A 25,696-nucleotide genomic window follows, 5' to 3' on the forward strand; every position below is an offset into this window, starting at 1 on the left:
GTGGAGCGGATTCGGGGCGGGACCGAAACACCACGCGTCAATCCGGCCACTTCCGCCCCCGGTCGGGCAACATGTGGCGTGCACTCGTCACGAATTGAGTCCAGGGGGGACCACCGCATGAGAAGAAGCATGTCCGCGGCCGCTGCCGCCGTCGTTCTGGCCGGTCTGATCACGGCGGCCGCCCCGGCCGCGGCGGCCGGCGCCGCGTGCACGCCGGACGTCCTGCGGCTGCCGGCCCTCGCGGAGGGCCCCTCGCCGGCCCACGGGTCCGTACGGGCCTTCGGGGCCGGCGGCCTGGTGGCCGGCGAAAGCGTAGGACTGCCCGCGTACTGGACGGCCGACCACGCGGTGCACGCCGTCCCGCTGCCCGAGGGCTTCGTGTCCGGCCAGGTCCTGGCGGTGAACGCCAAGGGCCTGATGGTCGGCACCCTCCGTCGCGCAGGCGACTTCGAGACCCCGTACGGGTTCACGTACCAGAAGGGTGCGGCGGCGGTCCGGCTGATCGGCGGCGGAAGCACTTCGAGCACGGTGACGGACGTCAACGACTCGGGCCGCTCCGTCGGCGTGGAGGGCGGCGTCGCCAAGGAATGGCTGAACGGTGCCGTGGTGCGCGAGCTGCCCGTGCCCGCGGACGCCCACCCGAGCACCAGGATCGTCTCGGTGAGCGGGATCAACGCGCGCGGGGACGTCGTCGGCACGGCGCAGACGTCCTACGAGGAGGACGACCAGCTCAGGGGGAAGACCTTCCCGGTCGTCTGGCCCGCCGGGGGCGGGTACCCGCCGTACAGCCTGCAGGTGTGGACCGAGGACGACCGGACGGTCCGGACGGCCGCGGCCGGCATCGACGACCGCGGCCGGGTCGTCGGCCACGAGGACCGCAGCTACCGCGACTGGCAGGAGCGCAAGCCGGCCGTCTGGAAGAAGCCCTACGACGCCCTGCCGAACGACCCCGGCCGGGTCAAGGGCTACGACCACGTGACCCTCGACGGGCTCAGCCCGGCCACGAACGTGGCCGTCGGTTCGGCCGTCACCTTCGTCGACGGATACCCCAACTTCCTCCGAGCCGCGTACTGGCCGGGCACGGGAGCCCCTCTGGCCCTCCCCCACCCCGCGGGCACCGGCCCGGACTCGCGCAGCTCTGCGTACGCGGCCTCGGACGACGACCGGGTGGGCGGCACGTTCTACGACTGGGAGACGATGAAGGGCAGCGCCGTGATCTGGACCTGTGCGAGCAGGCAGGCGTACGCGCCGCAGAGTTGACCCCGTCGCGGGCATGGTGATCTCGGCGCCCGCGCGCTATCGATGCCCCCATGACGGACGAGACCCCGCGCGGGCTGCCCGCGCCCCCGCCGCTCGGCACGGCCGCCCTGCCCCCCGGAACGTACGGGGGGCGGGGGGTCCTCGTGACCGGCGGCGGGACCGGGCTGGGCAAGGCCATCGCCGCCGAGTTCGCACGGCTCGGCGCGGACCTGGTGATCGCGGGCCGGCGTGCCGAGCAGCTGAAGGCGGCGCAGGAGGAACTGGCGGCCGTTCCCGGCGCGGGCCGGGTGACGGCCGCCGTCTGCGACATCCGGGACCCGGAACGGATCGCCGAGGTCTTCGACGCGGCGGAGGCGGCCCTCGGCCTGCCGGACGTCCTGGTCAACAACGCCGCCGCCAATTTCCCCTCCCCGGCGGAGGAGCTGTCCCCGGGCGCCTGGCGGGCGGTCGTCGACATCACCCTGACCGGCACCTGGTTCATGACCCGCGAGTTCGGCCGCCGCCACCTCGCCGCCGCGACAGCCGGCTCCATCGTCAACATCGGCGCCTCGTACGCCTGGACCGGCGGACCGGGCTTCGCCCACAGCGCGGCCGCAAAGGCGGGGGTCAAGAACCTGGTGGAGACGCTCGCCGTCGAGTGGGGCCCGTACGGCATCCAGGTCAACGGGCTGGTCCCCGGCCTGTTCCCGCACGCCGACATGACCGAGGACATACGCGACGGCCTGGAACGCGCCGCGCCCGACGACCACGGCTCCCGTCAGCCCGCCCTGCGCGTCGGCGCTCCGCGCGAACTCGGCTGGGCCGCCACCTTCCTGGCCTCCCCCTTCGCCCGGTTCATCACCGGCCACACGCTGGTGGTCGACGGCGCGAACTGGCAGCGCCGCGCCCTGGTCAACCCCGAGGTGGTCCCGGTCCGCACCCAGCTGGGCCGCGGCCCGTTCACCCCCTGAGCGGTGGTTGTCAGTGGCTGCTGCGAGGATCCCTCCATGTCTCTCGCCGATCTGACCTTTGCCTACTGGCGTACGCTCGGCCAGGCCGCCGCCGGGCGCATCGCCCAGGAGGCCGCCGCGCAGGCGGGCGGCCGGGTGGTGCTGCTCGACACCGTCGAACATCTGGGCGGGCCCCTGCACCGCGTACGCATCGAGCGCGAGGGGCGGGAGTTCGCCCTCATACCCGGCGGAGCGGTGCGGCTCGGGTTCGATCTCGACGCCTGGGTGCCGACGCCCGCGCAGGCCGCCGACTACGAGGAGAGCCGGGCGGAGGGGTACGGGTACGAGCTCGAACTGAAGGACTATCTCGCCGAGGTGCTCAGCCCGGTCCGTACCGCGACACTGGCCACCGTGCTCATGGCCGTGGAGGACGAGGCCCTGACCGAGTGCCCGGCCGGGACGCCGGCGGCGCTCGCGGTGCGCGGGCTGCGGATGCCGAGCGCCGACGAGTGGGAGCATGCGTGCGGGGCCGGGGCCGGCACCCTGTTCCGGTGGGGGAACGAGTGCCCCCTGGACGAGCCGTCCTACGGTGGCGGCGGCCTGCGGCACGAACCCAACGCCTTCGGGCTGCACATCGCGTACGACAGCTACGGCACGGAGCTGAGCACCGACCCGGCCGCGGCACACGGCGGTGACGGCGGCGAGGCCGTCTGCGGCGGATACGGCGACCTGCTCGCGTGGCTGCCACTGGCCACCGCCAACCGCAACCCGTCCATGGCCGAGTTCGCGTACGGACCGGACGGCGAGGGCATGTGCGGGGACTTCTCGACCCGGCCCGTGTTCAGCCTCCGCTGAAGTGCGGCGGGCGGCGGGCCGCCTTGGCGGTGTACCCCTCGCGGCAGTCCTCGGAGGTGAGGGTGAGGGCCGCGGTCATCGCCACGCGGTCGAGCGCCGGGGCCAGGGCGGCGTCCGCGTAGGCGTCGATCGCGCGCTTGATGCCCTGGACGGCGAGGGGGGCGTTGGCCGCGATCTCGGCCGCGAGTGCACGGGCCGCGGCGTCCAGCTCGGCCGGGGGGACGAGCAGTTGGACCAGGTTCAGGCGGTGCGCCGTCGCGGCGTCGATGCGGCGGCCGGTCAGCGCCAGGAACTTGGCCCAGCCGGCGCCCGTCTCGCGGGCGATCCTCAGGTCACCGCCCGCGTCCACCGCCACGCCGAGCTGCGCCTCCGGCAGGGCGAAGACGGCGTCCTCGGCGGCGATGCGGAGGTCGGCCATCAGGGCCAGTTCGAAGCCGAAGCCGAGGCAGTAGCCCTGCACGGCGGCCACCACCGGCTGCGGGAGCCGCGAGAGCACGGCGAAGCGCTCGTGGACCCAGCGGATGCCCTCGTAGTAGTTGCGGGTCCGCTCGGCGGCCGTCGCCCCCGCGATGTCGCCGCCGGGGGCGGTCACGTCGATGCCCGCGCAGAACGCCCGGCCCTCGGCGCGCAGCAGGACCACCCGTACGGCCGGGTCGAAGCGGATCCGGTCCGCGAGGAGGCCCAGCTGGCGGGTGGCCTCCCAGCTCCAGCCGTTGAGCCGGTCGGGGCGGCAGAGGGTGAGGACCGCGATCCCGTCCGCGACCTCCAGACGGATGCGTTCCTCACCCTCCGCGATGTCGTTGCCGATGGTGTCGATCACCGAGCCGGCCCGCCCCCCTGACGAGAACTGATGAGCCGTCAGTTTAGGGGCGTGGGCTCAGCGCGAGAAGACCTCGAACGTCACCGCCGGGCGGCCGCCGAAGCGCACCGACGCCTGCTGGGCGAAGCCGGTGAGGAAGTTACGGCAGTACTCCTCCGGGTCCTGGTCGGTGAGCACCTCGATGTACGCCTTGTGCTCCATCAGCGACTTGATCGAGCGCTCCAGGCCGGGCCCCGCGTCCGCCGCGTGTGTCGGCGTCGAGGACCCGGCGACCGCGACCCAGCGCACCCCGTTCCAGGGCTCCAGGCCCTGCTCGGAGAGGAGCTCGGGGAAGATCCACCGGTTGCCGGCGTCGGCGGCGGCGTCCAGGGTGGCCCGGCCGACGGCCTTGTGGTCGGGGGTGTTCCAGTAGCCCCCGCCGCCCTGGCGGCCCCAGGTGTCGCGGTGGTTGAGGGTGATGAGCAGTTCGGGGCGGTGCCGGCGGATGGCGGCCGCGATGTCCCGGCGCAGGTCGAGGCCGTACTCGACGATGCCGTCGCGGTAGTCGAGGAACTCGACGGTGGAGACCCCGACGACGGCGGCGCTCGCGCGCTGCTCGGCCTCGCGCAGAGGGGCGCACTCCTCGGGCGGGATCGTGTCGATGCCGGCCTCGCCGCGCGTGGCCAGGAGGTAGACGACCTCGCGGCCGCCGTCCGTCCAGTCGGCGATCGCCGCGGCGCCGCCGTACTCCAGATCGTCGGGGTGGGCGACCACCGCGAGGGCGCGCTGCCAGTCGGTGGGCATGGGCTCCAGGGGCGCGGGCTGATCCAGTTGTTCGGTCATGCGTCGCACAATAGACGCACCCCGCGCGCCGGAAGCGGCGTTCTAGACCTCGTCGCGCACGAGGGCCAGGAGGCGGTCGAGGACGCGGGGGCCGCCGGCGCGGAGGCCGTCGTGCTCGAACTCGTCCGTCACCCAGGTGCGCAGGCCCCGGATGGCCCGCGCGGTCTGCAGCGAGTGCGCGGTGTCCACGTACATGTCGTCGTGGTAGACCGCGGCGGCCACCGGCACCTCGTTGGCCGCCAGTCGGGCCGGGTCGTACAGGGGCTGCCAGCCGGTACGGGCGGCCAGCAGCTCGGCGGTCTCGCGCAGCGGGGCCAGCGCGGGGTCGGCGGTGAAGTGCCAGGGGTGGATGGTCTCGCCGGTGAAGAGCAGGGGCCCGTCGCCCGCGAGGGCCTTCTCGGCGTCGAAACCGGGCCGGCCCGCGCGGACCCGTTCGGCGGCCCAGGCGGTGGGCGCGGCCGGGTCCTGGGCGTAGATCGGCTCGTGGAGCAGGGCGTAGAGGGGGTGCCCGGCGAAGGAGAGCAGTCCGCGGACGCCTTCCAGGAAGGCTTCGGAGAGGGCGGGGCCCGACACGGTCGGGACGAAGGCGTCCTCGAGGAGGTGGTGCAGCTGGTGGCTGCCGTCGCCGGTGCCGAGCAGGATGCCGAGGGACCGGAAGGCCGTGGCGGTGAGGCGGTAGCCGCCGGGGAGTTCGGCCGGGCGTTGCAGAAGGTGGTCGGCGATGCGGCGGGCGCGCTCGACGTCCATCGGGTAGCGGGCGTAGTGGGCCAGGTTCTTCCGCTCGATGCGGGGGTAGGCGGCCTCGTACACCTCGTCGGCGGTGGCGGTCAGGGACGGGAGACCGCCGGTGATCAGGGCGGCGGTCAGGCCCTCGGGGGCGGTGGAGAGGTAGTGGGTGGTGCAGAAGCCGCCGAAGCTCTGCCCGAGTACGGTCCAGGGCGCGCCGCCGGTGAGGCCGGGGCGGATGGCCTCGGCGTCGCGCACGATGGAGTCGGCGCGGAAGTGGGCGAGGTACTCCGCCTGCTGCTCGGGGGTGCCGCGCAGGGGCAGGGTCTGCCGGCTTGCGGGGGTGGAGCGGCCGGTGCCGCGCTGGTCGAGCAGGAGGACGCGGTACTCGGTGAGGGCCCGTTCCAGCCAGGCCTGCCGGCCGACGAAGCGGCGGGCGCCGAAGCCGGGGCCGCCCTCCAGGTAGAGCAGCCAGGGCAGGGTCTCCGGGTCCTTGCCGGTGGCGACGGCCTCGCGGGCGTACAGCTCGATGTGCTCGCCGTCCGGGCGGGCGTGGTCGAGCGGGACGGTGAAGCGGTGGTCGGTGAGGACGACACCGGGCTGGCGGTAACTGCGGTCGACGGTCACGAACGGCCCCTGGGTGTGCGGCTGCTGCCCCGGGCGGATCGCGACCGGGTCACGGGTGTGGCGGCCCGGCCGAGTGTAGTACGGACCTCCGGGCCGCCCCGCACCTTACCGGCGGCTGCGCGGCCGTAGGCGCGGGGCCTTGCAAACCGCCCGACGGCGCGGGCGGGGCCCGGCCCCGGTGTGCGGACATCGGGGCCGGGCCGGGCGGGTGCAGGGGGTGTCGTCGAAGTAGCGTCGTCCGCCCGTGAGGGCGGGGCCGGCGGGGTCTGGTACGGGTGATCGCAAGGCGGAGGTGGGGGTCCCCCCGCCGAAGGCAGGGGGAGGAGGCGACGCTCGCGTCGCCGACCGAAGACGACGCGGCGAGCACGCGTGCCGGGCCCCGCCGGCCCGGGGGAACCTCCCAGCGGTAGCCGGGGACGGGACTTTGACGACACCCCTAGAACTCGACCACCGAGCGGAGGACCTCGCCGCGCTCCATCCGGGCGAAGGCGGCTTCGACGCCGTCGAGCGGGATCGTCTCGGACACGAAGGCGTCGAGGTCGAGGCGGCCCTGGAGGTAGAGATCGATGAGGAGGGGGAAGTCGCGCTCGGGCAGGCAGTCCCCGTACCAGGAGGACTTGAGGGCGCCGCCGCGGCCGAAGACGTCGAGGAGCGGGAGTTCGAGCTTCATCTCCGGCGTCGGCACGCCGACCAGGACCACGGTCCCGGCCAGGTCGCGGGCGTAGAAGGCCTGCTGGTAGGTCTCGGGGCGGCCCACGGCGTCGATGACCACGTCCGCGCCGTTCCCGCCGGTGAGCCCCTGGATGGCCTTGACCACGTCCTCGGTACGGCCGTTGACGGTGTGGGTGGCTCCGAGGCCCCGCGCCCACTCCAGCTTCCGGTCGTCGAGGTCGACGGCGATGATCCGGGCCGCGCCGGCGAGGCGGGCGCCGGCGACGGCCGCGTTCCCCACTCCCCCGCAGCCGATGACGGCGACGGAGTCGCCCCGTCCGACGTTGCCGGTGTTCAGGGCGGCGCCGAGGCCGGCCATCACCCCGCAGCCGAGGAGTCCGGCGGCGGCCGGCGCGGCGGCCGGGTCCACCTTGGTGCACTGGCCGGCCGCGACCAGGGTCTTCTCGGCGAACGCGCCGATGCCGAGCGCCGGGGACAGCGGGGTGCCGTCCTCGAGGGTCATGGGCTGCGTGGCGTTGTGCGTGTTGAAGCAGTACCAGGGGCGGCCGCGCTTGCACGCGCGGCAGGTGCCGCAGACCGCACGCCAGTTGAGGATCACGAAGTCGCCGGGCGCGACGGAGGTGACGTCCGGACCGACGGATTCGACGATCCCGGCGGCCTCGTGGCCGAGCAGGAAGGGGAACTCGTCGTTGATGCCGCCCTCGCGGTAGTGGAGGTCGGTGTGGCAGACCCCGCAGGCCTGCACCTTGACCAGGGCCTCGCCGGGCCCGGGGTCGGGCACGAGGATCGTCGTCGTCTCCACCGGTGCGCCCTTGCTCCGGGCGATGACCCCTCGTACGCGATGCGTCACGTCGTACCCCACTCTGATCGGATCTGTCTGGATCAACGAACGTACACGGACGCGGCGGCGGAGGGGAGTTGTGTCAAGCAGCGTGAGCCGGAGTGGCGAGTTCCGGTGGCACGGCGGCGCGAAGTGCCGCCCCGAAGGCGGCCACGGCCGGGTGGGCGGCGGCGCCGCTGCGGAAGGCGACCTTGGTGCGGCGCTCCATCAGGAGGCGCGTGAGGGAGACGGCCGGGTCGGCGGGCCCCATGACGCCGAGCTGCGGGACCACCGCGACGCCCTGGCCGGCCGCGACCAGGGCGAGCACGGTGGGGAACTCGTCGACCTGGTGGCGGATCCGCGGGGTGAAGCCGGCGGCCTGACAGGCCCGCAGGGCCATGGCGTGGCAGAGGGTGCCGGGGGTGGCGGTGATCCAGGGTGCGTCGGCGTGGGCCCGCAGCACGGAACCCTGGTCGGGGCCCTGACGGGGGATCCGGTCGGGGCGCCCGTCGCCTGGGGCGGCATCCTCCTCCGTCGTTCCCGTCGGGGCGGCCAGGTACATCGCCTCCCGGTACAGCGGTTCGGTGGCGAGCCCCGGCTCCTTCTGCGCGGGGACGAAGTCGTACTCGTGGATCAGGGCCACGTCCAGGTCCCCGGCGCGCAGCGCGTGCGCGACCGCCGCCGGGTCGGTTTCCGACACCATCGGCTCCAGCCCCGGATGGCGCCGGGCCAGCGTGACCAGGGCGGCCGGGACGATGGCCCGGATGGCGGTCGGGAAGGCCCCGATGCGCAGGGCACCGGCCAGGCCGCTGCGCGCCTCGGCGAGTTCGGCGTCGGCCTCTTCGAGCCGCTCCAGCACGGCCTCGGCGTGCCGGACCAGGTTCTGCCCGGCGGGCGTGAGCCGGACCCGGCGGCCGGTGCGTTCGAGCAGCGGCAGGCCCGCCTCGCGTTCGAGGACGCCGAGTTGCTGGGACACCGCCGAAGGGCTGAAGGCCAGGGCCTCGGCCACGGCGGCGATGGTTCCGCGGCGGGCGAGTTCGCGCAGCAGGCGCAGGCGTCGTACGTCGAGCATCGGCTCAGCTTACGCTTCGGGTAAGAAACGCGAACTGGATTTGATGCTCCGGGCAGATGAAGCTCGTGGGCATGGCACAGGACCTCTCCCTCCACGGGATTCACGTACCGCTCGTCACCCCTTTCACGCACGCCGGGGGCGTCGCCGCCGACGCCCTGGAGGCACTCGCCCACGCGGTGCTCGACGAGGGCGCCACCGGGATCGTCGCCCTCGGCACCACCGGCGAGCCCGCCGCCCTCGACGAGGCGGAGCGCGACCTCGTCACCGACGTCTGCGCCCGGGTCTGCCGGGAGCGCGGCGCGATGCTGACCGTGGGCGCCGGGGCGAGCGGCACCCGGGCCGCCGAGGCGGCGCTCGGCCGGCTGGCGAGGTGGCCCGAAGTGCGGGCGGCGCTGGTGACGGTGCCGTCGTTCGTGCGGCCCGCGGCGGCGGGGGTGCTGGCACATTTCACGCGACTGGCCGAGGTGAGCCCCGTACCGCTGGTCGTCTACCACATCCCGTACCGGACCGGGCAGCCGCTGGACGCGGCCGCGCTGCGGGCGCTCGGTGAGCTGCCCGGGGTGGCCGGGATGAAGTACGCGGGCGGCGGCATCGGCGAGGAGGCGGTGGTGCTGCTGGGAGGGCCGCCGGACGGGTTCTCGGTGCTGGCGGGCGACGACGTGTACCTGTCGCCGCTGCTGGCGCTGGGCGCGGCGGGCGGGATCCTGGCCTCGGCGCACGTGGCGACGGCCCGGTACGCGGAGCTGATGGCGGCCTGGCAGGCCGGTGACGTGCCGCGGGCGCGGGCCCTGGGCCACGGCCTGGCCCGGCTGTCGACGGCGCTCTTCGCCGAGCCCAATCCGGCGGTGGTCAAGGCGGTGCTCCACGCCCGGGGCCGGATCCCCACGCCCGACGTACGGCTCCCGCTGCTGCCGGCGGGCGAGGAGGCGGTCGCGGCGGCGCTGGCACGGCTGACGGAGCTGACGGAGCTCTAGGAGCCCTCGGACCATGACGGGCATGCCGGGAACAGCCCGGCATGGGCGATTCACAAACAACGGGCGAGATGCCCGAATCACACGCGGCTATGGGCGACTTGTCCGTTTTCCCGGAAGGCTTCGGGAGCTCGTGATGTGAGTCACTCGAATAGGGACAACATCATTTATCCGGAGGCGGCTATTCCCTTTTCCCGGAAAGGAATTTCACCATTCCCGGAAGGTGCCCCCAAGGTCATTTCCGACCCCGGCATGGGCAAGTCGATCACCCGGTGGAATTCAAGCCTTGTTCCGGCCCGGCAGGCTCGCTTACGGTCACGTCGTTCCCAGCGGGCAGCTTCCTAAACCGGTAGCCGCCAGGGATCCCCCGCACTCCGCACGTGAGGAATTCCGCCATGCCCGGACTCGGAAAGCACCGTCGGCCGAAGCAGCGCCCGATCGCCCGCAAGCTGGCCTTCGCCGGCACCGGCGGCGCCGCCCTCGCCCTGCCCCTGATCAGCGCGACCACGGCCGGGGCGACCGTGGCGCAGCCGGCTTCGGCGCCCGCCGCGACCACCCAGACGCTGCCCGCCGTCAAGCCGGCGGCGGAAAAGGCAGCGGCTCCGCTGACCTATTCGGTGACCGTCGGCGACACGCTTTCGAAGATCGCCGTCGAGCATTCCGTGAACGGCGGCTGGCAGGCCCTCTACGAGGCCAACCGGAACGCCATCGGCAGCAACCCCTCGATCATTCGCCCCGGGCTCAAGCTGAGCCTCGGCGCGGCGGCGAAGGCGGCCGTCGCCAAGGCGACGGCGGCGAAGGCGACGACCGCAGCGGCGGCCAAGCCCGCCACCACGTACGCGAACAACCTCGACGGCTGGATCCGCCAGTCGCTGGACATCATGGCCCAGCACGGAATCCCCGGCAGCTACAACGGAATTCACCGCAACGTGATGCGGGAGTCCTCCGGCAACCCGCTGGCCATCAACAACTGGGACTCCAACGCCGCGGCCGGCATCCCCTCCAAGGGCCTGCTCCAGGTCATCGACCCGACCTTCCGGGCCTACCACGTGCCCGGCACGTCCACCGACTCGTACGACCCGGTCGCCAACATCACGGCCGCCTGCAACTACGCGGCCGCCCGCTACGGCTCGATCGACAACGTCAACGGCCCGTACTGACCCGTCAGCAGGCAGGGGCCGCCCCGCTCGGGAACCCCGCGGCCCCTCCGTAGGTCTCCCACCCCGTCCGCGCCGTCAGAGCCAGCCCTGGCGGCGGGCCGCGCGGACGGCCTCCATGCGGTTGCGGGTGCCGGTCTTCCCGATGGCCGAGGACAGGTAGTTCCGTACCGTCGACTCGGACAGGTGGACCCGGGCCGCGATGTCCGCCACGGTGGCCCCGTCGACCGCGGCGTTCAGCACGTCGACCTCGCGCGCGGTCAGCGGATTGGTGCCGGCGCTGAGCGCGGCGGCCGCGAGCGAGGGGTCGATCACGGTCTCCCCGGCGAGCACCCGGCGTACCGCGGCGGCCAGTTCCTCCACCGGTCCGTCCTTCACCAGGAACCCGGCGGCCCCCGCCTCCATCGCCCTCCGTAGATAGCCGGGGCGTCCGAAGGTGGTCAGGATCAGCACCCGGCAGTCGGGGCAGCGCGTGCGCAGCTCGGCGGCGGCGTCGAGCCCGCTGAGCCCCGGGAGTTCGATGTCGAGCAGGGCCACGTCCGGCCGCGTCGCGATCGCGGCGGGCACGATCTCGTCCCCGGCGCCGACCTGTGCCACGACCTCGATGTCCTCCTCCAGGCCGAGCAGCAGCGCCAGCGCGCCCCGCATCATGCCCTGGTCCTCCGCGAGCAGGACCTTGATCATCGACTCTCCTCGTTCTCCCGGATCTCCGGGCGCTCCGGGTGCTCCGGGTGCTCCGGGTGCGCTGCAGCCGGGTGCTCCGCGCTCCCCTCGCCCTGCGGTCCGGCCGGCTCCACCGGGAGTTCGGCGGTGACCCGGAAGCCGCGACGCGGGCCCGGGACCGGGCCGCCGACGAGGGTGCCGCCCGCCGCTGCGAGCCTTTCGGCCAGGCCGGTCAGTCCGCTGCCCGGCGGGGTCGAGCCTACGCCGTTCCCGTCATCGGTGATCACCAGGCCGACCCGTTCCACGGAGCTCCGTACCTCGATCTCGCAGGTCGTCGCGCCACTGTGCCGGATCGCGTTGGTGGCGGCCTCGCGGACCACCCAGCCGAGCAGGGCCGCCGCCTGCGGGGGCAGCGGGGGGCCGGACTGCCGTACGACGGGCTCGATCCCGGCGGCGGTCAGCGCGCCGCGGGCCCGGTCGAGTTCGGCCGCGAGGCTGGCCTCGCGGTATCCGGTGACGGCCTCGCGGATCTCGGTGAGCGCCTGGCGCCCGACGGACTCGATGTCGGCGATCTGGCCGAGGGCCGCGTCCATGTCCCGGGGGGCGATCCGGCGGGCCGCCTCCGATTTCACGACGATCACCGAGAGGGTGTGGCCGAGCAGGTCGTGCAGATCGCGGGAGAAGCGCAGCCGCTCCTGGTTCACGGCGGCCCGGGCCAGCTCCTGCCGTGTTTCGCGCAGTTCCTTGACCGTCTCGGACAGGGCGAGGATGGCCGCGGTGACCATGCCGGACACGAGCGTCCCGTAGGCGATGCCGAGGGTGTCCCAGCCCTCGTCCAGTCCCGCGATGGCCCCGGCGAGGGCGGTGACGACGAACATCACCGGGCCGAGCTTGCGGCCCCGGACCACCGCGCCGGTGGCCAGGCCCCACAGCGGGAAGAACAGCAGCCAGTTGCCCCCGTACCCCAGGGCGAGGGCGCAGGTGACCGCGCCGAGCGCGGCCAGGCACCAGCGGGTACCGGCCGCCTCCCGGGCCCGCCGGTCGAAGGCGCGGAACACCAGGGTGACGTACAGGGAGTTGAAGAGCAGCAGGCCGAGGGCGCCGATCCAGGGGTTGGGGGTTTCGCCCTTGATGACGTTGGAGATGGCTCCCATGCCGAGCAGCAGCCACGGGAGCAGCGCGAAGGCGTTGGACGGAGCCATCGGGCCGCAGCCGTGGTCGGGGGCCTCGCCTCTCACCTTGCGGCGCTTCTCCCGCGCCCGCCATTCGGCTTTGCGGACCGCCCGGTCCGCCTTCCAGGCCTCCCTGTTCCTGCGCCTGTCCTGCAGTTTCATGCTCGTTCCCCGCTTCATGCGTCACACCGTCCTCGCGGACCGACGGTACGAGAGCACCGCGTACGAGCCGAACAGCAGGACCCATACGGCGAGCACGGCGACCGCGGCCGGGCCGGGGGCCGCCCCGGCCGCGAGGGACTGGCCGATCTCGGCGAACCGGCGCGTCGGGGTGAAGCCGGACAGAAAGCTCAGCCAGTCCGGGAACAGCTCGACCGGGAACCAGAGTCCGCCGACGACGGAGAGCGCGAGGCTGCACCCGACGTTGACCACGCCGGTGGTCTGGGCGGTGAGCCGGTAGCCGTTGCCGATGCCGAGCAGGGTGAAAGGGAGCGCACCGAGCCACAGGACGAGGGCGACGGCGCCCCACTGCCAGGCCTCGAGCCGCACTCCGTTGACGAACGCCCCGGCCGCGAGCACGGCGGCGATGGCCGGCAGCACGATCACCGAGCCGGTCAGGGTCCGGCCGGCCACCACCTGGCGCGGGGTCATCGGGGTGACCCGCAGCTGGCGCAGCCAGCCGATGCCCTTGTCCTCGGCGACGCCGTTCCCGGTCGACAGGGCCGCGCCCAGGGCCCCGTAGGCGGCCATGGCCACCATGGAGGCCGTCTTCCACTCGCCGGCGCCGTCGGCGGGGCCGAGGTTGGTGAAGAGCAGGTACATCAGCACCGGCATGCCGATGCCGAAGACGACGAAGCCGGTGTCGCGCAGGGTACGGCGGACTTCCAGGCGGACGTAGGCGGTGATCATCGGGTGCTCCCGGCGGCGGCGGTGCGGATGGGCGTGGGGGTGTGGGTCTCGGTGAGGGCGAGGAAGGCGTCGTCGAGCGACGGCGCGGTGACCTCGATCCCGCGGACCGCGCCGAGGGCGGCGAGGGCGACGACCGTGGCGTCCGGGTCCTCCGTACGCAGCCGCGCACGGTCTCCCCGTACCTCTACGGCAACCACCCCGGGCAGTTCGCCGAGGCCCTCGGCGGGGCGCCCGGCCAGGTCGACGGAGACCAGCGACCCGCCGGCGGCGCGGCGCAGCTGCTCCCCCGTGCCGTCGGCGACGATCCGGCCGCCGTCGACGACCACGACGCGGTCGGCGTGGGCGTCGGCCTCCTCCGGGTAGTGCGTGGAGAACAGGACGGTGTTGCCGCGCCGGGCATGGCTGCGCATGGACTCCCAGAAGGCGCGGCGTGCTTCCACGTCGAGCGCCGCGGTCGGCTCGTCGAGCACGATCAGCTCCGGGTTGCCGGCGAGGGCGACGGCGAAGCGGACGCGCTGGGCCTGGCCGCCGGAGAGCCGGTCGATGCGGCGCCCGGCGAGTTCCGTGAGCCCGGCGAGCTCCAGCGCCTCGGCCACGGGCAGGGGGGCCGGGTAGGTCCGCGCGACGAAGCCGATGAGCTCGCGCACGGTGATCCGCGATACGGCGCGCCCCTCCTGGAGCATCGCGCCCACCCGGCCGCCCTGCACCGCCTGCGCGGGGGTCTGTCCGAAGAGCCGGACGCTGCCCGCGTCGGGCTCGTTCAGGCCGAGCAGCAGGCTGATGGCGGTGGACTTCCCGGCGCCGTTGCGGCCGAGCAGGGCGACCGTCTCGCCGCGCCGGACATCGAGGTCGATGCCCGCCACGGCGTGGACGGTGCCGAAGGACTTGGCGGCGTGCCGAAAGCGGATCGCCGGCTCGGCGTTCGCCGGCTTCGCGGTCCGTGTCGGCGGCGTCGGCTCTGGGGTGGGCGTCGTCTGCGTCATGCCCCTCACGCTAGGGAGCGGGCGGGGTCCCCCGGCAGATGCGCATGTACGGACCCCACCAGTACAAATGTCCCGACCGGGTGACCGCGGACCGCACCCCTAAGGGCTGTCCCGCAATCCCCGGCGGGCGCACGACGCCGGCTACGCCGCCTCGCCGCGTTGTCGGAACGCCCGAATACGCCCAGTATGCGGACGCCGGATCAGGGTGCGGACGGGGGCCACCAGGCCGTAGCCGACGTCCTTGCGCAGGGCCCGGACGCCGGCCCGTTCCACGGCGGTCAGCTGGTGCCCCATGAGTTCGGTCATGGTGGCGATCACCGGGCGCAGGCCCGGCTCGACCAGGTCGAGGATGCCGTCGGTGGCGTCCAGGGCGGCCCTGGCGAGCCGGGTTTCGGCGGCGAGGAGCGCGCGTACGGCCGGGGTGTCGCGGGCCTGTTCGAGGTCGGCCCGGGTGACGGAGTGCTCGGCGAGGCGGGCCCGCGGGAGGCAGAGCCGGCCCTCCGCGAGGTCTCCGGCGAGGTCGGCGAGGAAGTCGACCCGCTGGGCGGCGTCGACGAACCGCCGCCACGCGGCGGCCTGTTCGTCGTCGGGGCCGCCCTGGTACTGGAGTCCGGTGAAGACCAGCACCCCCGGCCAGGCGTAGGCGTCGAGGTAGGCCTGGAAGTCCTCGTCGGTCTCGAAGCCGTCGAAGCGGGCCTCGGCGGTGGCGGCGCCCGCCAGGAACCGCGAGACCCAGTGCTCGGGCAGGCCGCGGGACGCGACGGCGTGGGCGTACGCGCGCAGCAGCGGGTCGGGGCCGTCGCCGGTGTGCAGGGCCGCCTCCACCTGCCCTGCGAGCGCGGCCAGACCGGCGGATCGTTCCTGCGGGGTGCCGGTCTCCGCCACGTCGTCGACGAGGTTCATGAAGCCCACCCCCGCCGCCAGCCAGGGCACCAGCGGCGGCGCGGCGAGCAGGCGCAGCGTCAGATACGGGGCCGGCTCGCGGCGCAGGACCCGGCGGGCGACGTACGTGTAGTCGTCGCGCAGCCGGGGGTCCTGGATTCCGGCCGCCGTCAGGGTGGTGCGCCAGCTGGGCATGGTGGTCGTACTCCTCGAACCGTGAAGGGCCGTACGCAGGTGGGGCATGCGTACGGGTACACGATGTCAGGAGCGGTAGACCTTCTTCACGTTGCCCTGGGTGTCGGCGTACACGTAGCCGCCCTGCCCGTACTCGTCGCTGAGGTAGGGCCGCATGGACGGGCTCTGGTCGAAGAGCCAGGGCTCGACGATGACGTAGCGGGAGGTCGGTTTGGCCACGCCGAGCTCCTGCTTGGCCCGGTCGAGGAGGCCGGGCAGGGCGTCCCAGTTGACGGCCGCCATGTCGATCAGCGGCTCGTCCGGCTTGACGGTGCCGCCGGGGCCGGTGCGCTTCGCCTCGCCGTCCCGGTACTGGTAGCGGTCGTAGGTCTTGGCTCCCGGGCCGGTGGGGACGGAGGCGAGCACGTACTCCTCGTAGACCGTCATCTCCACGAACTCGGTCGTGCCGGACTTCTGCTTGAGGGCCTCGAGCGCGGTGCGCACGTTGGCGGGGGTGAGCAGGCTGCCCTTGGGGGCGGCGACCGGGCTGCCGACCGACTTGGGGAGGCTCGCCTTGGGGCTGGCGGCGGTGGAGGGGCCCGTACTGGCGACGGCGTCACCGCCCTTCGCGGAGCCGCTGCCGCCTTCGCCGTCGGGGAGCCACTTGACGAGCCCGATCACGCCGCCTGCCAGGACCAGCGCGAGGAGGCCGCCGAGCAGTACCGGGCGGCGGCGCGGGGCGTGTGCCGCCGGGACGGGCGCGGTGACCGAGTACGGGGACCCGCCCCCGGGGGTGAAGGGCGCCGCCGGCGCGTAGGGCTGCGGGATCTGCGGTTGCACGGGCCGGGCCGGACCGGTGCCGATCCCCGGCTGCGGGCTCGGCGGCCCGAACTGGCCCAGAGCCGTGGGCGAAGCGACCGGCGAGGCACCGCCGGCGAGAGCAGTGCTCGCGTCCCGGAGCAGTTGTTCCAGCTGCGCCGCGTCGGGCCGTACGGACAGGTCCCGTACGAGGAGCCGTTCCAGTACGGGCCCCAGCGGGCCGGAGCGCACCGGAGCCGGGATCGGCTCGTCGAGCACGGCGACGACCGTGGCCAGGGTGGTGGCCCGGCGCAGCGGGTGGGCCCCTTCCGCGGCGACGTAGAGCAGCATGCCGAGCGACCACAGGTCGGAGGCGGCCAGGCCCTCCTCGCCGCGGGCCCGCTCCGGGGCGATGTACTCCGGCGAGCCGATGAGGACACCGGTGGAGGTGAGGGCGGTCGAACCGTGCAGGGCGGCGATGCCGAAGTCGGTCAGCACGGCCGAGCCGTCGGGGCGCAGCAGCACGTTGGCCGGCTTCACATCGCGGTGGAGCACCCCTTCGGCGTGGGCGGCCCGCAGCGCGGACAGCACGTCGAGGCCGAGCCGCAGCACGTCGGCGACGGGCATCGGTCCCGACTCCAGCTTGTCGTGCAGGGAGCCGCCCTTGACCAGCTCCATCACGATCCACGGGTGCCCGTCCGTACCGGCCGCGGGCTCGACGATGTGGTGGATCGTCACCACGTGCGGGTGCGCCAGCCGGGCGAGCGCCCGGGCCTCGCGGATGGCGCGCTCGCGCAGCTGGACGGTGAGTCCGGGCTGGGCGGCGGCGGTCGCCGGGTCCGGCGGGCGCACCTCTTTCAGGGCGACGTCGCGGTGCAGTGCGATGTCGTGGGCGCGCCACACCGTGCCCATACCGCCGGCGCCCAGCGGCGCGATCAGTTCGAAGCGGCCGTCGACCAGCTGTCTGCCGGCCTCACTCATGTCCATGGCCGGTCATCGTAGGGGCAGCCGGTGTCAGCAGCGTCGGCGGTCCACCGTCACCGTGCCCTGGACGGTGGTCAGCGTGCGGTCGTAGCAGCCGCGTCCGGTGTCCGCCCCGTACAGCTGGTAGCGCTCGGAGCTGGTGCCGACCGCGTGCCGCTGCTCGCGGGGGACGTTCGCGGTGTAGCCGGCGTCGCCCGTGTACCGGTCGTCGAGCCGGGTCCGGTCCACGGTCCGGCCGCCGCGCAGGGTGGTCGTCTCGGCGCGGTCGCCGAGTGCGATGACGGTGCGCAGCCGGTCCCCGGCGCCGAGGGTGGTCTCGCCGTCCATCGAGTACGTGCGTGCGGTGCGGACGGTGGTGGATCCGCGGGTGACGCTCTCCTCGTCGGTCCACGTGGCGGTCAGCGCGTCCTGGTTCTCGCCCTCCGTCCAGCGGTGCACGGAGGTGTTGTGGACGGCGCGGGTGACGGTGGTGGTGACCCGGCCGTGGGAGGTGTCGAGCCGGCCGGCGACGGTGAGGCGGTGGCCGCCGTCGGTGTCGAGTCGGTGCTGGGCAGCCGGGGTTCCGGGGGTGGCGGGCGTCCAGCGGGTGGAGTTGGCCGGCTCGCCCTCCTCGTGCCGGGTGAGGGAGCCGGTGACGACGGTGCGCCCTTCGTCCTGCCACAGCAGGAGGTTCACCGGGGTGCTCCAGCCGCTCTGCCCGGCCGGGACGCCGGCGACGGACACCTCGATCCGGTGCGGGCGGCCGTCGTTGAGGAGGGCGGCGTACGGGGTGAGGTCGTAGACGATCGGCTGGACGTCGAAGGCGCGGGGCGCGGGCGTGACGTACCAGAGGAAGGGGTTCGACCAGCCCCCGGTCCACACGGTCGGGAAGGGGGCCGCGAGGCCGGCGAGCTGTCCGTCGACGGAGATCCGGACCTCGCGGTAGGGGCCGTCGGCGGCCTTGCAGGAGTACGGGGCGGCGTCGGGGGTGGTCATGTACCAGTACTCCTCGCAGCCGCCGCCGGAGCCGGTGGCGTACACCTCGGCGAGGAGCCGCTCGGTGTTGCGCGGGGTGGTGACGGAGGGGGTGGTGAGCGGGAGGACGCGGTCGGGGGTGTCGGGGGCGGGGGTGTGCCGGTCCCCGTCGGCGGCGTAGAAGGTGAGTGTGACCTTGACGTCGATGACGCCGGTGTAGGTGTCGTTGACGACGTTGCCGATCAGCATCTCGACGGGCTGCGGCCGGCTGAGGGTGTCGCGGTAGCGGGTGACGTCCTTCTCGACGGACCAGGTGATGCCGTCGGGCGAGGGCTCGGGGGTGGAGGTGCGCAGGATCTCGGTGCCGCCGAGGGAGAGGTGGCCGAGGCGGTCGTACTGGCGGCCCTTGACCTTGCCGTCGAGGCGCAGGACGACTTTGGCCCAGGCGCCGCTGCCGCAAGCGGCCGGGGGCGTGTAGTTCCCCCGATAGGGCGTGTAGTCGCGGAACTGGGCCTCGGCGACGGTCACCTCGCAGGACCGGGTCGCGGGGCGGGCGACGGGCGGGGCGGCGGTGAGGGGGTCGTGCCAGTCGGTGCCGAACTCGGGGGGCGGCTCGGCGCCGGCGCCGGGTCGGGGCGCGGCCGGCCCGGCCGCCGGGTCCTCCGGGACCGCTTCGGTGGCGCGGGGGGCGCCGACCGCGCGTGCGGTGGTGCCGGCCGCGGCCGCGGGTCCCGCGGCGGCGGCCAGGGTGCCAGCGGCGAGCGCGAGTGCGCCGAGCAGGCCCATGATCCTGTGTCGTCTCATGGCCCCGCAGTGAATCCCGCCCGACCGGGTGGACACCAGGGCTCCTGCCCCGCCCCTGGCCGGATCTCGCCCCTGGGTACGGGCTGCGCGCGGTTACGAGGTGCGGAGGACGACCGTGCCGTCGTCGTCCGCGTGGACCGTGTCCCCCGGGCGGAACGTGGCTTCGCCGATCGTGACCGGCTCGTCCACCGTGCCCGCGCCCGTCTTGCCGCTCTTGCGGGGGACCGTGCTCAGTGCCTTGATGCCGAGGTCGAGTCCGCCCAGGGCCACGCTGTCGCGGACTGCGCCGTTGATGATCAGGCCCGCCCAGCCGTTGCGCTGCGCGGCTCCGGCGATGAGGTCGCCGGTGAGGGCCGTGCGCAGGGATCCGCCGCCGTCCACGACGAGGACCGCGCCCTCGCCCGGGGTGTTGACCAGTTCGCGCAGCAGCGCGTTGTCCTCGTGACAGGTGACGGTCCGCACCGGGCCCGCGAAGAGCCGGCGCCCGCCGAACTGGCGGAACGGCGTGGTGCAGATGGCCAGGCTCTCGCCGTGCTCGTCGTACAGGTCGCTCGTGGGGACGGGCGTGATGGGAGTGTCGGGAGTGACGCTCATATGACTCGGGGCTCCTCGCAGCTCGTACGTCGCGCCGTGCGGCCCCAGCCTAAGCAGTGCTCCCGGCCTCCCTCAGTCGCGGGAGTTGCCGAACAGGATCGGGTAGCCGATCAGCAGGACCAGCGAGCCCGCGATCGCGGAGCCCCAGGTGGCGGGGTCGTAGAACTCGTTGGCGATCGGCTTGTCCAGGAACTTCGCGGAGAGCCAGCCGCCGACGAAGGCTCCGGCGATGCCGATGAGGGTGGTCCCGATCAGGCCGCCGGGGTCGCGACCGGGCAGCAGGACCTTGGCTATGAAGCCGGCCAGCAGTCCCAGGACGATCCAGCTGACGATCCCCATGTGTGTTCACTCCGCTTCGTCGTGCGCGCGTGTTCGCGTTCACGGGGGAGGACGCGAACACCGGCGAAACGGTTCTCGGCTGCGGCGGCCCCCTCCCTGTCCGTCATGCCGGCACGCGCGTGATCGACACGGCGGCGGCCGATGCCGGTACGGGTGCGGGTACGGGTTCCGCGGTCGGGGCCGTCCGCGTCAGCAGCAGTACCCCGCGCGCCGCCGCGAGCGCGCCGGCGGTGGCGAGCAGGATCCCCATGGCGCCGCCCTGGAGGTGTTCGCCCAGCAGGACCATTCCGATGGCGGCCGCGGCCAGCGGGTTGGCCAGGTTCACGACGGCGAGCGGCGCCCCGAGCCCGCCCCGGTAGGCCCGCTGGGACAAAAGCATCCCGCCGACCGCGAACACCACGACGAGCAGGGCCACGGTGACGACCCGCACGCTGAGCAGGGCCCCGCCGCGGCCGCCCGCGACGGCCACCGTCTGGGTCAGGGCGGAGGCCACGGCGGAGGCCAGCCCGGATGCCGTCGCGTGCCGCAGCCCCGAGCTCACGTCCCGGCGTGCGGTCAGCAGGACGATCGCGAAGGCGGTCGCCCCGGACACGGCGAGCGCCTCGGCCAGGGTGAGGGTGTCGTCGGGGGCCGGTCCGGAGGCCGGGAGCAGCAGCAGGCCGAGCCCGACGACGGTGGCCAGGGTGCCCCGCCACTCGGTGGCCGCGACCCGGCGGCCGGCTCCGCGGGCCCCGAGCGGGACGGCGGCGACGAGGGTCAGCGCGCCGAGCGGCTGGACCAGGGTGAGCGGGCCGTAGCGAAGGGCGGCCGCGTGCAGCAGCGCGGCGCCCGCGTTCAGCCCGGCCGACCACCACCACGCCCCGTTCCCGAACAGGGCGCCGGCGCTGCGGGCGACCGCGGCCCGGGCGAGCCGCTCCTGGGCCACGGCGGCGGAGGCGTAGGCCACGGCGGAGGCGAGGCAGAGCGCGACGGCGAGGACGGTGGCGTTCACCGGCCGGCCCCCACGGCCTCGGAACCGGCCCCCACGGCTTCGGAACCGGCCCCCATGCCCTCGGAACCGGCCCCCACGGCCTCGGCCGAGGCCTCCTGGGACGTACCGTCCGCCGTCGCGGCGTTCCGCGGGCGCGGCAGGTGCCGTACGACGGGCAGCGAGCCGGTGCGCACCTGCGGGCGCGGGACGACCAGCAGCGCCCCGCCGAGCAGCACGGTCGCGACGATCGCGTCGAGCCAGTAGTGGTTGGCGGTGCCGACGACCACGAGCAGCGTCAGCAGCGGGTGCAGCAGCCACAGCACGCGCCGGCGGGACCGGGTGGCGGCGATCATGCCGAGCGCCAGCATCAGCGCCCACCCGAAGTGCAGCGAGGGCATCGCGGCGAACTGGTTGGCCATGGTGTCGGCGGCGGGCGCGGCCCGGTAGACGGAGGGCCCGTAGACCTGCCCGGTGTCCACCAGGTGCGCGGCGCCGAGCATCCGCGGCGGCGCGAGCGGGAAGGCGAGGTGCAGCGCGAGGGCGGCGCCGGTCAGGACGGCGAGTACGCGCCGGGCCCACAGGTAGTGGCCGGGTCTGCGCAGGTACAGCCAGATCAGGAAGACGGCGGTCGCCGGGAAGTGCACGGCCGCGTAGTACGTGTTCGCGGTGTGCACGAGGGCGTCGCCGTGCAGGAGCAGCCGCTGGACCGCGCCCTCGCCGGGCAGGTGCAGGCTGCGTTCGGCGTCCCAGATCCGGCCGGCGTTGCGGAAGGCCTCGTCGGTGCGGTCCGTGGAGAGCATCCGGCCCGCCTTGTAGACGGCGAACAGACCCGCGACGAGCAGCAGCTCACGTATGAGGCGTCGCCGCTGCCCGGTTGCCGGGCCGTCGGCCGGCCCGCCAGGTGTCGTGTGGGAGCTCATTCCCCCAACTCTCTCTTCCTGTACTCGCGCGCCGCTTGAACGCGGATGGTGCGGATGGTGACGCGCTGGTGCGCCGGTGTACGGCGGCCGGAGCCGGTCGCGAGCACATCGACACGCCAGTGTATCGATACATTCGCGTATCGATACGCCGGTGTACCGATACGCTTGCGTTCCCGTACACTTTCTTACGGAACCACCCGCCGCGGAGCCCCCGAGGAGAGCCGCTCACCATGACGTCGACGCTGCCCGCCGCGCGCCGCTCCAAGATCACCCCGGAGCGGGTGCAGGAGTTCTACGACGCCGTCCTGGAGCAGCTGCGCGAGCACGGGTACGAGGCCCTGACCATGGAGGGTGTCGCCGCCCGGGCCTGCTGCGGGAAGTCGACGCTCTACCGGCAGTGGAAGACCAAGCCCCAGCTGGTCGCGGCCGCCCTGCGCGCACACCGGCAGGGCACGCTGGTCGCCGTGGACACCGGCACGCTCGCCGGCGACCTGCGCGAGGCGGCCCGGATCGCGGCCGGAAACTCGGGGCGCGACACCCGCCTCACCCAGGCCCTCGGGCATGCCGTGCTCAGCGACGAGGAGTTGCAGGCGGCTCTGCGCGAGGCGCTGGTCGAGCCGGAGCTCGCCGCGTTCGACGCGATGGTGGCGCGGGCCGTGGCGCGTGGCGAGGTCGCGGCGGACCATCCGGCCCTGGAGTTCCTGCCGGCCCAGCTGATGGGTGTGCTGCGGATCCGGCCGGTGCTGGAGGGGCGGTACGCCGACGCCGACTACCTGGTCCGGTTCGTCGACGGGGCCTTGTTGCCCGCCCTGGGCCTGGCCCCGATCCCCGTCCCGGACGGGAACCGGGCTCCGGCCCCCTGAACCGGTGGGCCGCCGTCGCGATGACCTGACGGCGGTCCGCCCGCGCTGCCTCGTGGGGACGGCGGCAGCGCGCCACCCGGACGGGGCGGTGGTCACTCACTCGAGGGAGTGACCACCGCCCGGTCTGTGCGGCCTCACGTCAAAGCCGCAGGCCAAAGCCTCAGGCCCAAGCCACAGCGTCAACGCCGTACGTCAGGACCGCAGGGCGCCCATGACCCGGGCGAACTCATCCGGGTCGGCGTCGAAGCCCCGTACGGCGGCGTCCAGCGACCAGACCCCCGAGGCGTCGCGCGTGAACTCCGCGACCGTGGCCGCGGTGGCCGCCGGGACCCCCGCGAAATCGGTCACCGCGAGATCGGTGTAGCCCTCCCGGATCCGGACCCCCGTACCGCCTATGACCGCGAAGGTCTTCGTACGGGCGCCGCGCGGGCCGGTCTCCTGGATGACCACGCCCACCACCACCCGCCCCAGCGCGGGCGCCATCCGGTTCAGTTCGAGGGTCATGACCTCATCGAACCCGAACCCCTGACCGGTGTGGCTGTCGCGGTTCAGCGTGATGGTGCCGTCGGGCGAACGGCTGCCGAAGTGCACGAGGTGGACGGGCTCTCCGTGGGGGTCCGCGGCGCCGTACACCGCCGCGATGATGTCCAGGTCGTGGGCGGGCGTGCCCGAGGGGCTCGGATCCCACCGCAGGGCGATCTCCACCTTGGCCAGGCTCTTGCGCAATCCGCTCGTCGTCGACGTGCTCACCGAACTCCCCCTCCGCTCGCCGGGCGTTGCCCGGCCATGCTTTCATGCCGCGGCCCTGCCGGTCCGGACGAGCGTACGTTCCCGGCCAGTTGAGCCGGTCGCCCGATGGCCCGGGCCCGACGCGTACGACCTCCGGCCGCACCGACGACTGCGGGGCATCCACCCCCGGCCCCCTCGATCACACTACGTGACCGACCCGCTCCGGACGCCGCACACAAGGGGCCCCGTTCATCCCGTTCGCAGCACAATGCCCCGCAGAAACGCCGGTCACGCCGGATCGTTACCTCAAGCTTTGCTCAATTCCAGTGACACCGCGCCCACCGTCTTCCTAGCTTCCTCGTACACGCGTCTTGACGCTTCGTACGTATCCGCGGTTCCACCCGCTGCCGGCGATCCCGCCGGCGGGTCCCGCGTACCCGAGGAAAGAGTGCAGCATGAAGGTTCCCCAGGCCGGTGCTTTGGCCGCAGTGATCGGCCTCGCCCTGACCGCCACAGGCTGCGGCGGTGACAGCGGCCCCAAGGGGAACCTCTCCATCGGCATCAAGTTCGACCAGCCGGGTGTGGGGCTGCGCGAGCAGGGCGGGGTCTTCTCCGGCTTCGACGTGGACGTCTCGACGTACATCGCCAAGGAGCTGGGCTACAAGCCCGAGCAGATCGAGTTCAAGAAGGTCGACAGCTCCGACCGCGAGCTGCTGCTCCAGTACAACGAGGTCGAGTTCGTCGCGGCCAGCTACTCGATCAACGACAAGCGCAAGGAGAAGGTCGACTTCGCCGGCCCCTACTTCCTCGCGCACCAGGACCTGCTGGTCCGCGCCGACGACACCACGATCACCAAGGCCGAGGACCTCAACAACAAGAAGCTCTGCTCGGTCATCGGCTCCACCTCGGCGCAGAACGTCAAGGAGAAGCTGGCTCCCAAGGCGAGCCTCCTGGAGCAAGACGGCTACTCGGACTGCGTCATCGCGCTCCAGGACGGCGTGGTCGACGCCATGACCACCGACAACTCCATCCTGGCCGGCTACGCCGCACAGAAGATCAACGCGGGCAAGTTCAAGCTGGTCGGGCTGAGCCTGAGCAACGAGAGCTACGGCATCGGCGTCAAGAAGGGCGACAAGGAGCTCCAGGGCAAGATCAACGCCGCCCTGAAGAAGATGGTCCAGGACGGGTCCTGGGAGGCGGCCGTGAAGAAGAACTTCGGCCCCAACTACAGGAACGAGCCCGCCCCCGTGATCACGACGGGCAGCTGACGATCGTCGACGCGGTGGCCGGATCCGACCAGTCGGAGTCGAAGGCGGCGTTCACCACGTAGAGGCGTCCGCCGTGGACCGCCGCCGTCGTCGGCTCGTCGAAGCGCGGATCGGTGATCTGCTTGACGAACCGGCCCCGGCGGCCGTCCGCGCTGAGCGTGAACACGTCGACGGCGTAGTCCCAGTTGCGGACGACGTACAGCGTGCGCCCGTGGACCACGAGCCCGTCGCCGTTGGCCACCGATCCGCCCTCGAGCAGGACCTTGGCGGCGGCGCCGGTGCGCGGGTCGACACGGAACAGTGCCTTCACGTTGTCGTTGACCACCAGCAGCGCCCGGCCGTCCGGGGTCCGCTCGATGCCGTTGGAGCCCCAGACCTGGCCGCCGGGCGGGGTCGGGGCCCAGTCACCCGTGAGCGCCACGGCACGGGGGGCACGGCCGGAACCGGAGCCTGAACCGGCGGGCAGGAAGTACAGCACGTCGTTGAAGGAGTCGGTGAACCAGGCTCCCCCGCAGCCGACGACGACGTCGTTGACGAAGGCGGTCCCGGTGGCCGCCTGGTGGGTGGCCAGTATCCGGCCGTCCCCGGCGTGCACGACGCGGATCCGGCCGTCCGCACCGCCGGCGACGAGCAGCCGGCCCTGCCCGTCCAGCTTGAGTCCGACGGACATCGCACCCGGGCCCTGCCCCCCGGTCAGGATCCGCCCGGCCCCGGTGGCGAGGTCCACGCGGTAGATCGCACCGTCGATCAGCGACCCCGTGTAGGCGAGCCCGCCCGGCGAGACGGCGATGCCCTCGGGCTGGAATCCGGCCGGGGTGGGAAGGGTGTCCGGCCGGGACGCGGTGGGCCGGGCCCGGGCGAGCGGTGCGAGCGGCCCCACGAGCGCGGTGCCGCCGAGGGCTGCGGCCGCGCCGAGGAAACTGCGCCGGCCCAAGGGTCCAGTCACGGTGGTGTCCTTT

The 25,696-nt window shown here is 73.6% G+C and carries 25 protein-coding genes; 7 read left to right on the forward strand and 18 right to left on the reverse strand.

The window, feature by feature from the left end:
• Positions 1 to 129 precede the first annotated feature (129 nt).
• The 3 genes from IF09_RS0117020 to IF09_RS0117030 are packed head-to-tail and all read left to right on the forward strand — an operon-like array spanning position 130 to position 3,044.
• Positions 130 to 1,260, forward strand: a complete 1,131-nt coding sequence (locus tag IF09_RS0117020; protein WP_030296550.1) for a hypothetical protein — start codon at positions 130 to 132, stop codon at positions 1,258 to 1,260.
• A gap of 50 nt (positions 1,261 to 1,310) precedes the next feature.
• Complete coding sequence (locus tag IF09_RS0117025; RefSeq protein WP_030296551.1) at positions 1,311 to 2,210, forward strand: SDR family oxidoreductase; 900 nt, start codon at positions 1,311 to 1,313, stop codon at positions 2,208 to 2,210.
• A gap of 36 nt (positions 2,211 to 2,246) precedes the next feature.
• Positions 2,247 to 3,044 carry a hypothetical protein gene (locus IF09_RS0117030; RefSeq protein ID WP_030296552.1) on the forward strand — a complete coding sequence of 266 codons (798 nt, stop codon included), beginning with the start codon at positions 2,247 to 2,249 and terminating at the stop codon, positions 3,042 to 3,044.
• Here IF09_RS0117030 and IF09_RS0117035 read toward each other — a convergent pair.
• From IF09_RS0117035 to IF09_RS0117055, 5 genes are all read right to left on the reverse strand, one after another.
• On the reverse strand, positions 3,031 to 3,864 hold the full coding sequence (locus IF09_RS0117035; RefSeq protein WP_030296554.1) for an enoyl-CoA hydratase/isomerase family protein: 834 nt from the start codon (positions 3,862 to 3,864) through the stop codon (positions 3,031 to 3,033). The two genes, IF09_RS0117030 and IF09_RS0117035, sit on opposite strands and share 14 nt — an antisense overlap.
• Positions 3,865 to 3,921: 57 nt before the next feature.
• Entirely contained in the window at positions 3,922 to 4,686 is a 765-nt protein-coding gene (locus IF09_RS0117040) for a PIG-L deacetylase family protein (protein WP_030296556.1), read from the reverse strand.
• 42 nt (positions 4,687 to 4,728) lie between these two features.
• Complete coding sequence (locus tag IF09_RS0117045) at positions 4,729 to 6,039, reverse strand: alpha/beta fold hydrolase (RefSeq protein ID WP_030296558.1); 1,311 nt, start codon at positions 6,037 to 6,039, stop codon at positions 4,729 to 4,731.
• A 436-nt stretch (positions 6,040 to 6,475) separates the two neighbouring features.
• A complete protein-coding gene (locus IF09_RS0117050) occupies positions 6,476 to 7,561 on the reverse strand; it encodes an S-(hydroxymethyl)mycothiol dehydrogenase (RefSeq protein WP_030296560.1) in 1,086 nt (361 codons plus the stop codon).
• Between the two features lie 73 nt (positions 7,562 to 7,634).
• Positions 7,635 to 8,603 (reverse strand): LysR family transcriptional regulator, encoded by a 969-nt coding sequence (locus IF09_RS0117055; RefSeq protein ID WP_030296562.1) that lies wholly within the window; start codon positions 8,601 to 8,603, stop codon positions 7,635 to 7,637.
• 71 nt (positions 8,604 to 8,674) lie between these two features.
• On the opposite strand from IF09_RS0117055, the gene IF09_RS0117060 reads away from it, so the two are divergent.
• Both IF09_RS0117060 and IF09_RS0117065 read left to right on the forward strand, forming a co-directional pair.
• A complete protein-coding gene (locus IF09_RS0117060; protein ID WP_030296563.1) occupies positions 8,675 to 9,577 on the forward strand; it encodes a dihydrodipicolinate synthase family protein in 903 nt (300 codons plus the stop codon).
• Between the two features lie 392 nt (positions 9,578 to 9,969).
• Positions 9,970 to 10,734: a transglycosylase SLT domain-containing protein gene (locus tag IF09_RS0117065; protein ID WP_030296566.1), complete on the forward strand. Its 765-nt coding sequence runs from the start codon at positions 9,970 to 9,972 to the stop codon at positions 10,732 to 10,734.
• A gap of 75 nt (positions 10,735 to 10,809) precedes the next feature.
• On the opposite strand, the gene IF09_RS0117070 is transcribed toward IF09_RS0117065, so the two are convergent.
• The 11 genes from IF09_RS0117070 to IF09_RS0117120 form a co-directional block, all read right to left on the reverse strand.
• Positions 10,810 to 11,415, reverse strand: coding sequence for a response regulator transcription factor (locus IF09_RS0117070; protein ID WP_030296568.1), 606 nt, complete (start codon positions 11,413 to 11,415; stop codon positions 10,810 to 10,812).
• Positions 11,412 to 12,728: a sensor histidine kinase gene (locus tag IF09_RS40320; RefSeq protein ID WP_078613299.1), complete on the reverse strand. Its 1,317-nt coding sequence runs from the start codon at positions 12,726 to 12,728 to the stop codon at positions 11,412 to 11,414. The genes IF09_RS0117070 and IF09_RS40320 overlap by 4 nt, the downstream gene beginning before the upstream one ends.
• Before the next feature lie 21 nt (positions 12,729 to 12,749).
• Positions 12,750 to 13,472 (reverse strand): ABC transporter permease, encoded by a 723-nt coding sequence (locus IF09_RS0117080; protein ID WP_106975083.1) that lies wholly within the window; start codon positions 13,470 to 13,472, stop codon positions 12,750 to 12,752.
• Positions 13,472 to 14,458 carry an ABC transporter ATP-binding protein gene (locus tag IF09_RS0117085; RefSeq protein ID WP_106975074.1) on the reverse strand — a complete coding sequence of 329 codons (987 nt, stop codon included), beginning with the start codon at positions 14,456 to 14,458 and terminating at the stop codon, positions 13,472 to 13,474. Before IF09_RS0117085 ends, IF09_RS0117080 begins: the two co-directional genes overlap by 1 nt.
• Positions 14,459 to 14,599: 141 nt before the next feature.
• Positions 14,600 to 15,535 (reverse strand): phytoene/squalene synthase family protein, encoded by a 936-nt coding sequence (locus IF09_RS0117090; RefSeq protein WP_051832562.1) that lies wholly within the window; start codon positions 15,533 to 15,535, stop codon positions 14,600 to 14,602.
• A gap of 66 nt (positions 15,536 to 15,601) precedes the next feature.
• Complete coding sequence (locus IF09_RS0117095) at positions 15,602 to 17,299, reverse strand: serine/threonine-protein kinase (protein WP_234321029.1); 1,698 nt, start codon at positions 17,297 to 17,299, stop codon at positions 15,602 to 15,604.
• A gap of 27 nt (positions 17,300 to 17,326) precedes the next feature.
• Entirely contained in the window at positions 17,327 to 19,054 is a 1,728-nt protein-coding gene (locus IF09_RS0117100) for a peptide-N4-asparagine amidase (RefSeq protein WP_234321030.1), read from the reverse strand.
• Between the two features lie 93 nt (positions 19,055 to 19,147).
• Entirely contained in the window at positions 19,148 to 19,648 is a 501-nt protein-coding gene (rraA, locus tag IF09_RS0117105; RefSeq protein WP_030296577.1) for a ribonuclease E activity regulator RraA, read from the reverse strand.
• 72 nt (positions 19,649 to 19,720) lie between these two features.
• A complete protein-coding gene (locus IF09_RS0117110) occupies positions 19,721 to 19,987 on the reverse strand; it encodes a GlsB/YeaQ/YmgE family stress response membrane protein (RefSeq protein ID WP_030296579.1) in 267 nt (88 codons plus the stop codon).
• Positions 19,988 to 20,090: 103 nt separating this feature from the next.
• Positions 20,091 to 20,978, reverse strand: coding sequence for a hypothetical protein (locus IF09_RS0117115; RefSeq protein WP_051832563.1), 888 nt, complete (start codon positions 20,976 to 20,978; stop codon positions 20,091 to 20,093).
• The gene (locus tag IF09_RS0117120; RefSeq protein ID WP_030296583.1) at positions 20,975 to 21,877 is read right to left on the reverse strand and encodes a phosphatase PAP2 family protein; all 903 of its coding nucleotides are present in this window, start codon (positions 21,875 to 21,877) and stop codon (positions 20,975 to 20,977) included. The genes IF09_RS0117115 and IF09_RS0117120 overlap by 4 nt, the downstream gene beginning before the upstream one ends.
• A gap of 230 nt (positions 21,878 to 22,107) precedes the next feature.
• Between IF09_RS0117120 and IF09_RS0117125 the strand changes: the two genes are divergently transcribed.
• Complete coding sequence (locus IF09_RS0117125) at positions 22,108 to 22,740, forward strand: TetR/AcrR family transcriptional regulator (RefSeq protein ID WP_051832564.1); 633 nt, start codon at positions 22,108 to 22,110, stop codon at positions 22,738 to 22,740.
• 192 nt (positions 22,741 to 22,932) lie between these two features.
• Here IF09_RS0117125 and IF09_RS0117130 read toward each other — a convergent pair whose 3' ends face one another.
• Positions 22,933 to 23,490, reverse strand: a complete 558-nt coding sequence (locus IF09_RS0117130) for a TerD family protein (RefSeq protein ID WP_030296587.1) — start codon at positions 23,488 to 23,490, stop codon at positions 22,933 to 22,935.
• A gap of 434 nt (positions 23,491 to 23,924) precedes the next feature.
• Between IF09_RS0117130 and IF09_RS0117135 the strand changes: the two genes are divergently transcribed.
• Positions 23,925 to 24,737 (forward strand): glutamate ABC transporter substrate-binding protein, encoded by an 813-nt coding sequence (locus IF09_RS0117135; RefSeq protein ID WP_030296589.1) that lies wholly within the window; start codon positions 23,925 to 23,927, stop codon positions 24,735 to 24,737.
• On the opposite strand, the gene IF09_RS0117140 is transcribed toward IF09_RS0117135, so the two are convergent.
• Positions 24,721 to 25,683 carry an SMP-30/gluconolactonase/LRE family protein gene (locus tag IF09_RS0117140; protein ID WP_030296591.1) on the reverse strand — a complete coding sequence of 321 codons (963 nt, stop codon included), beginning with the start codon at positions 25,681 to 25,683 and terminating at the stop codon, positions 24,721 to 24,723. The two genes, IF09_RS0117135 and IF09_RS0117140, sit on opposite strands and share 17 nt — an antisense overlap.
• Between the last annotated feature and the right edge of the window lie 13 nt (positions 25,684 to 25,696).

The sequence above is a fragment of the Streptomyces katrae genome (assembly GCF_000717655.1).
GTDB classification, from domain to species: domain Bacteria; phylum Actinomycetota; class Actinomycetes; order Streptomycetales; family Streptomycetaceae; genus Streptomyces; species Streptomyces katrae_B.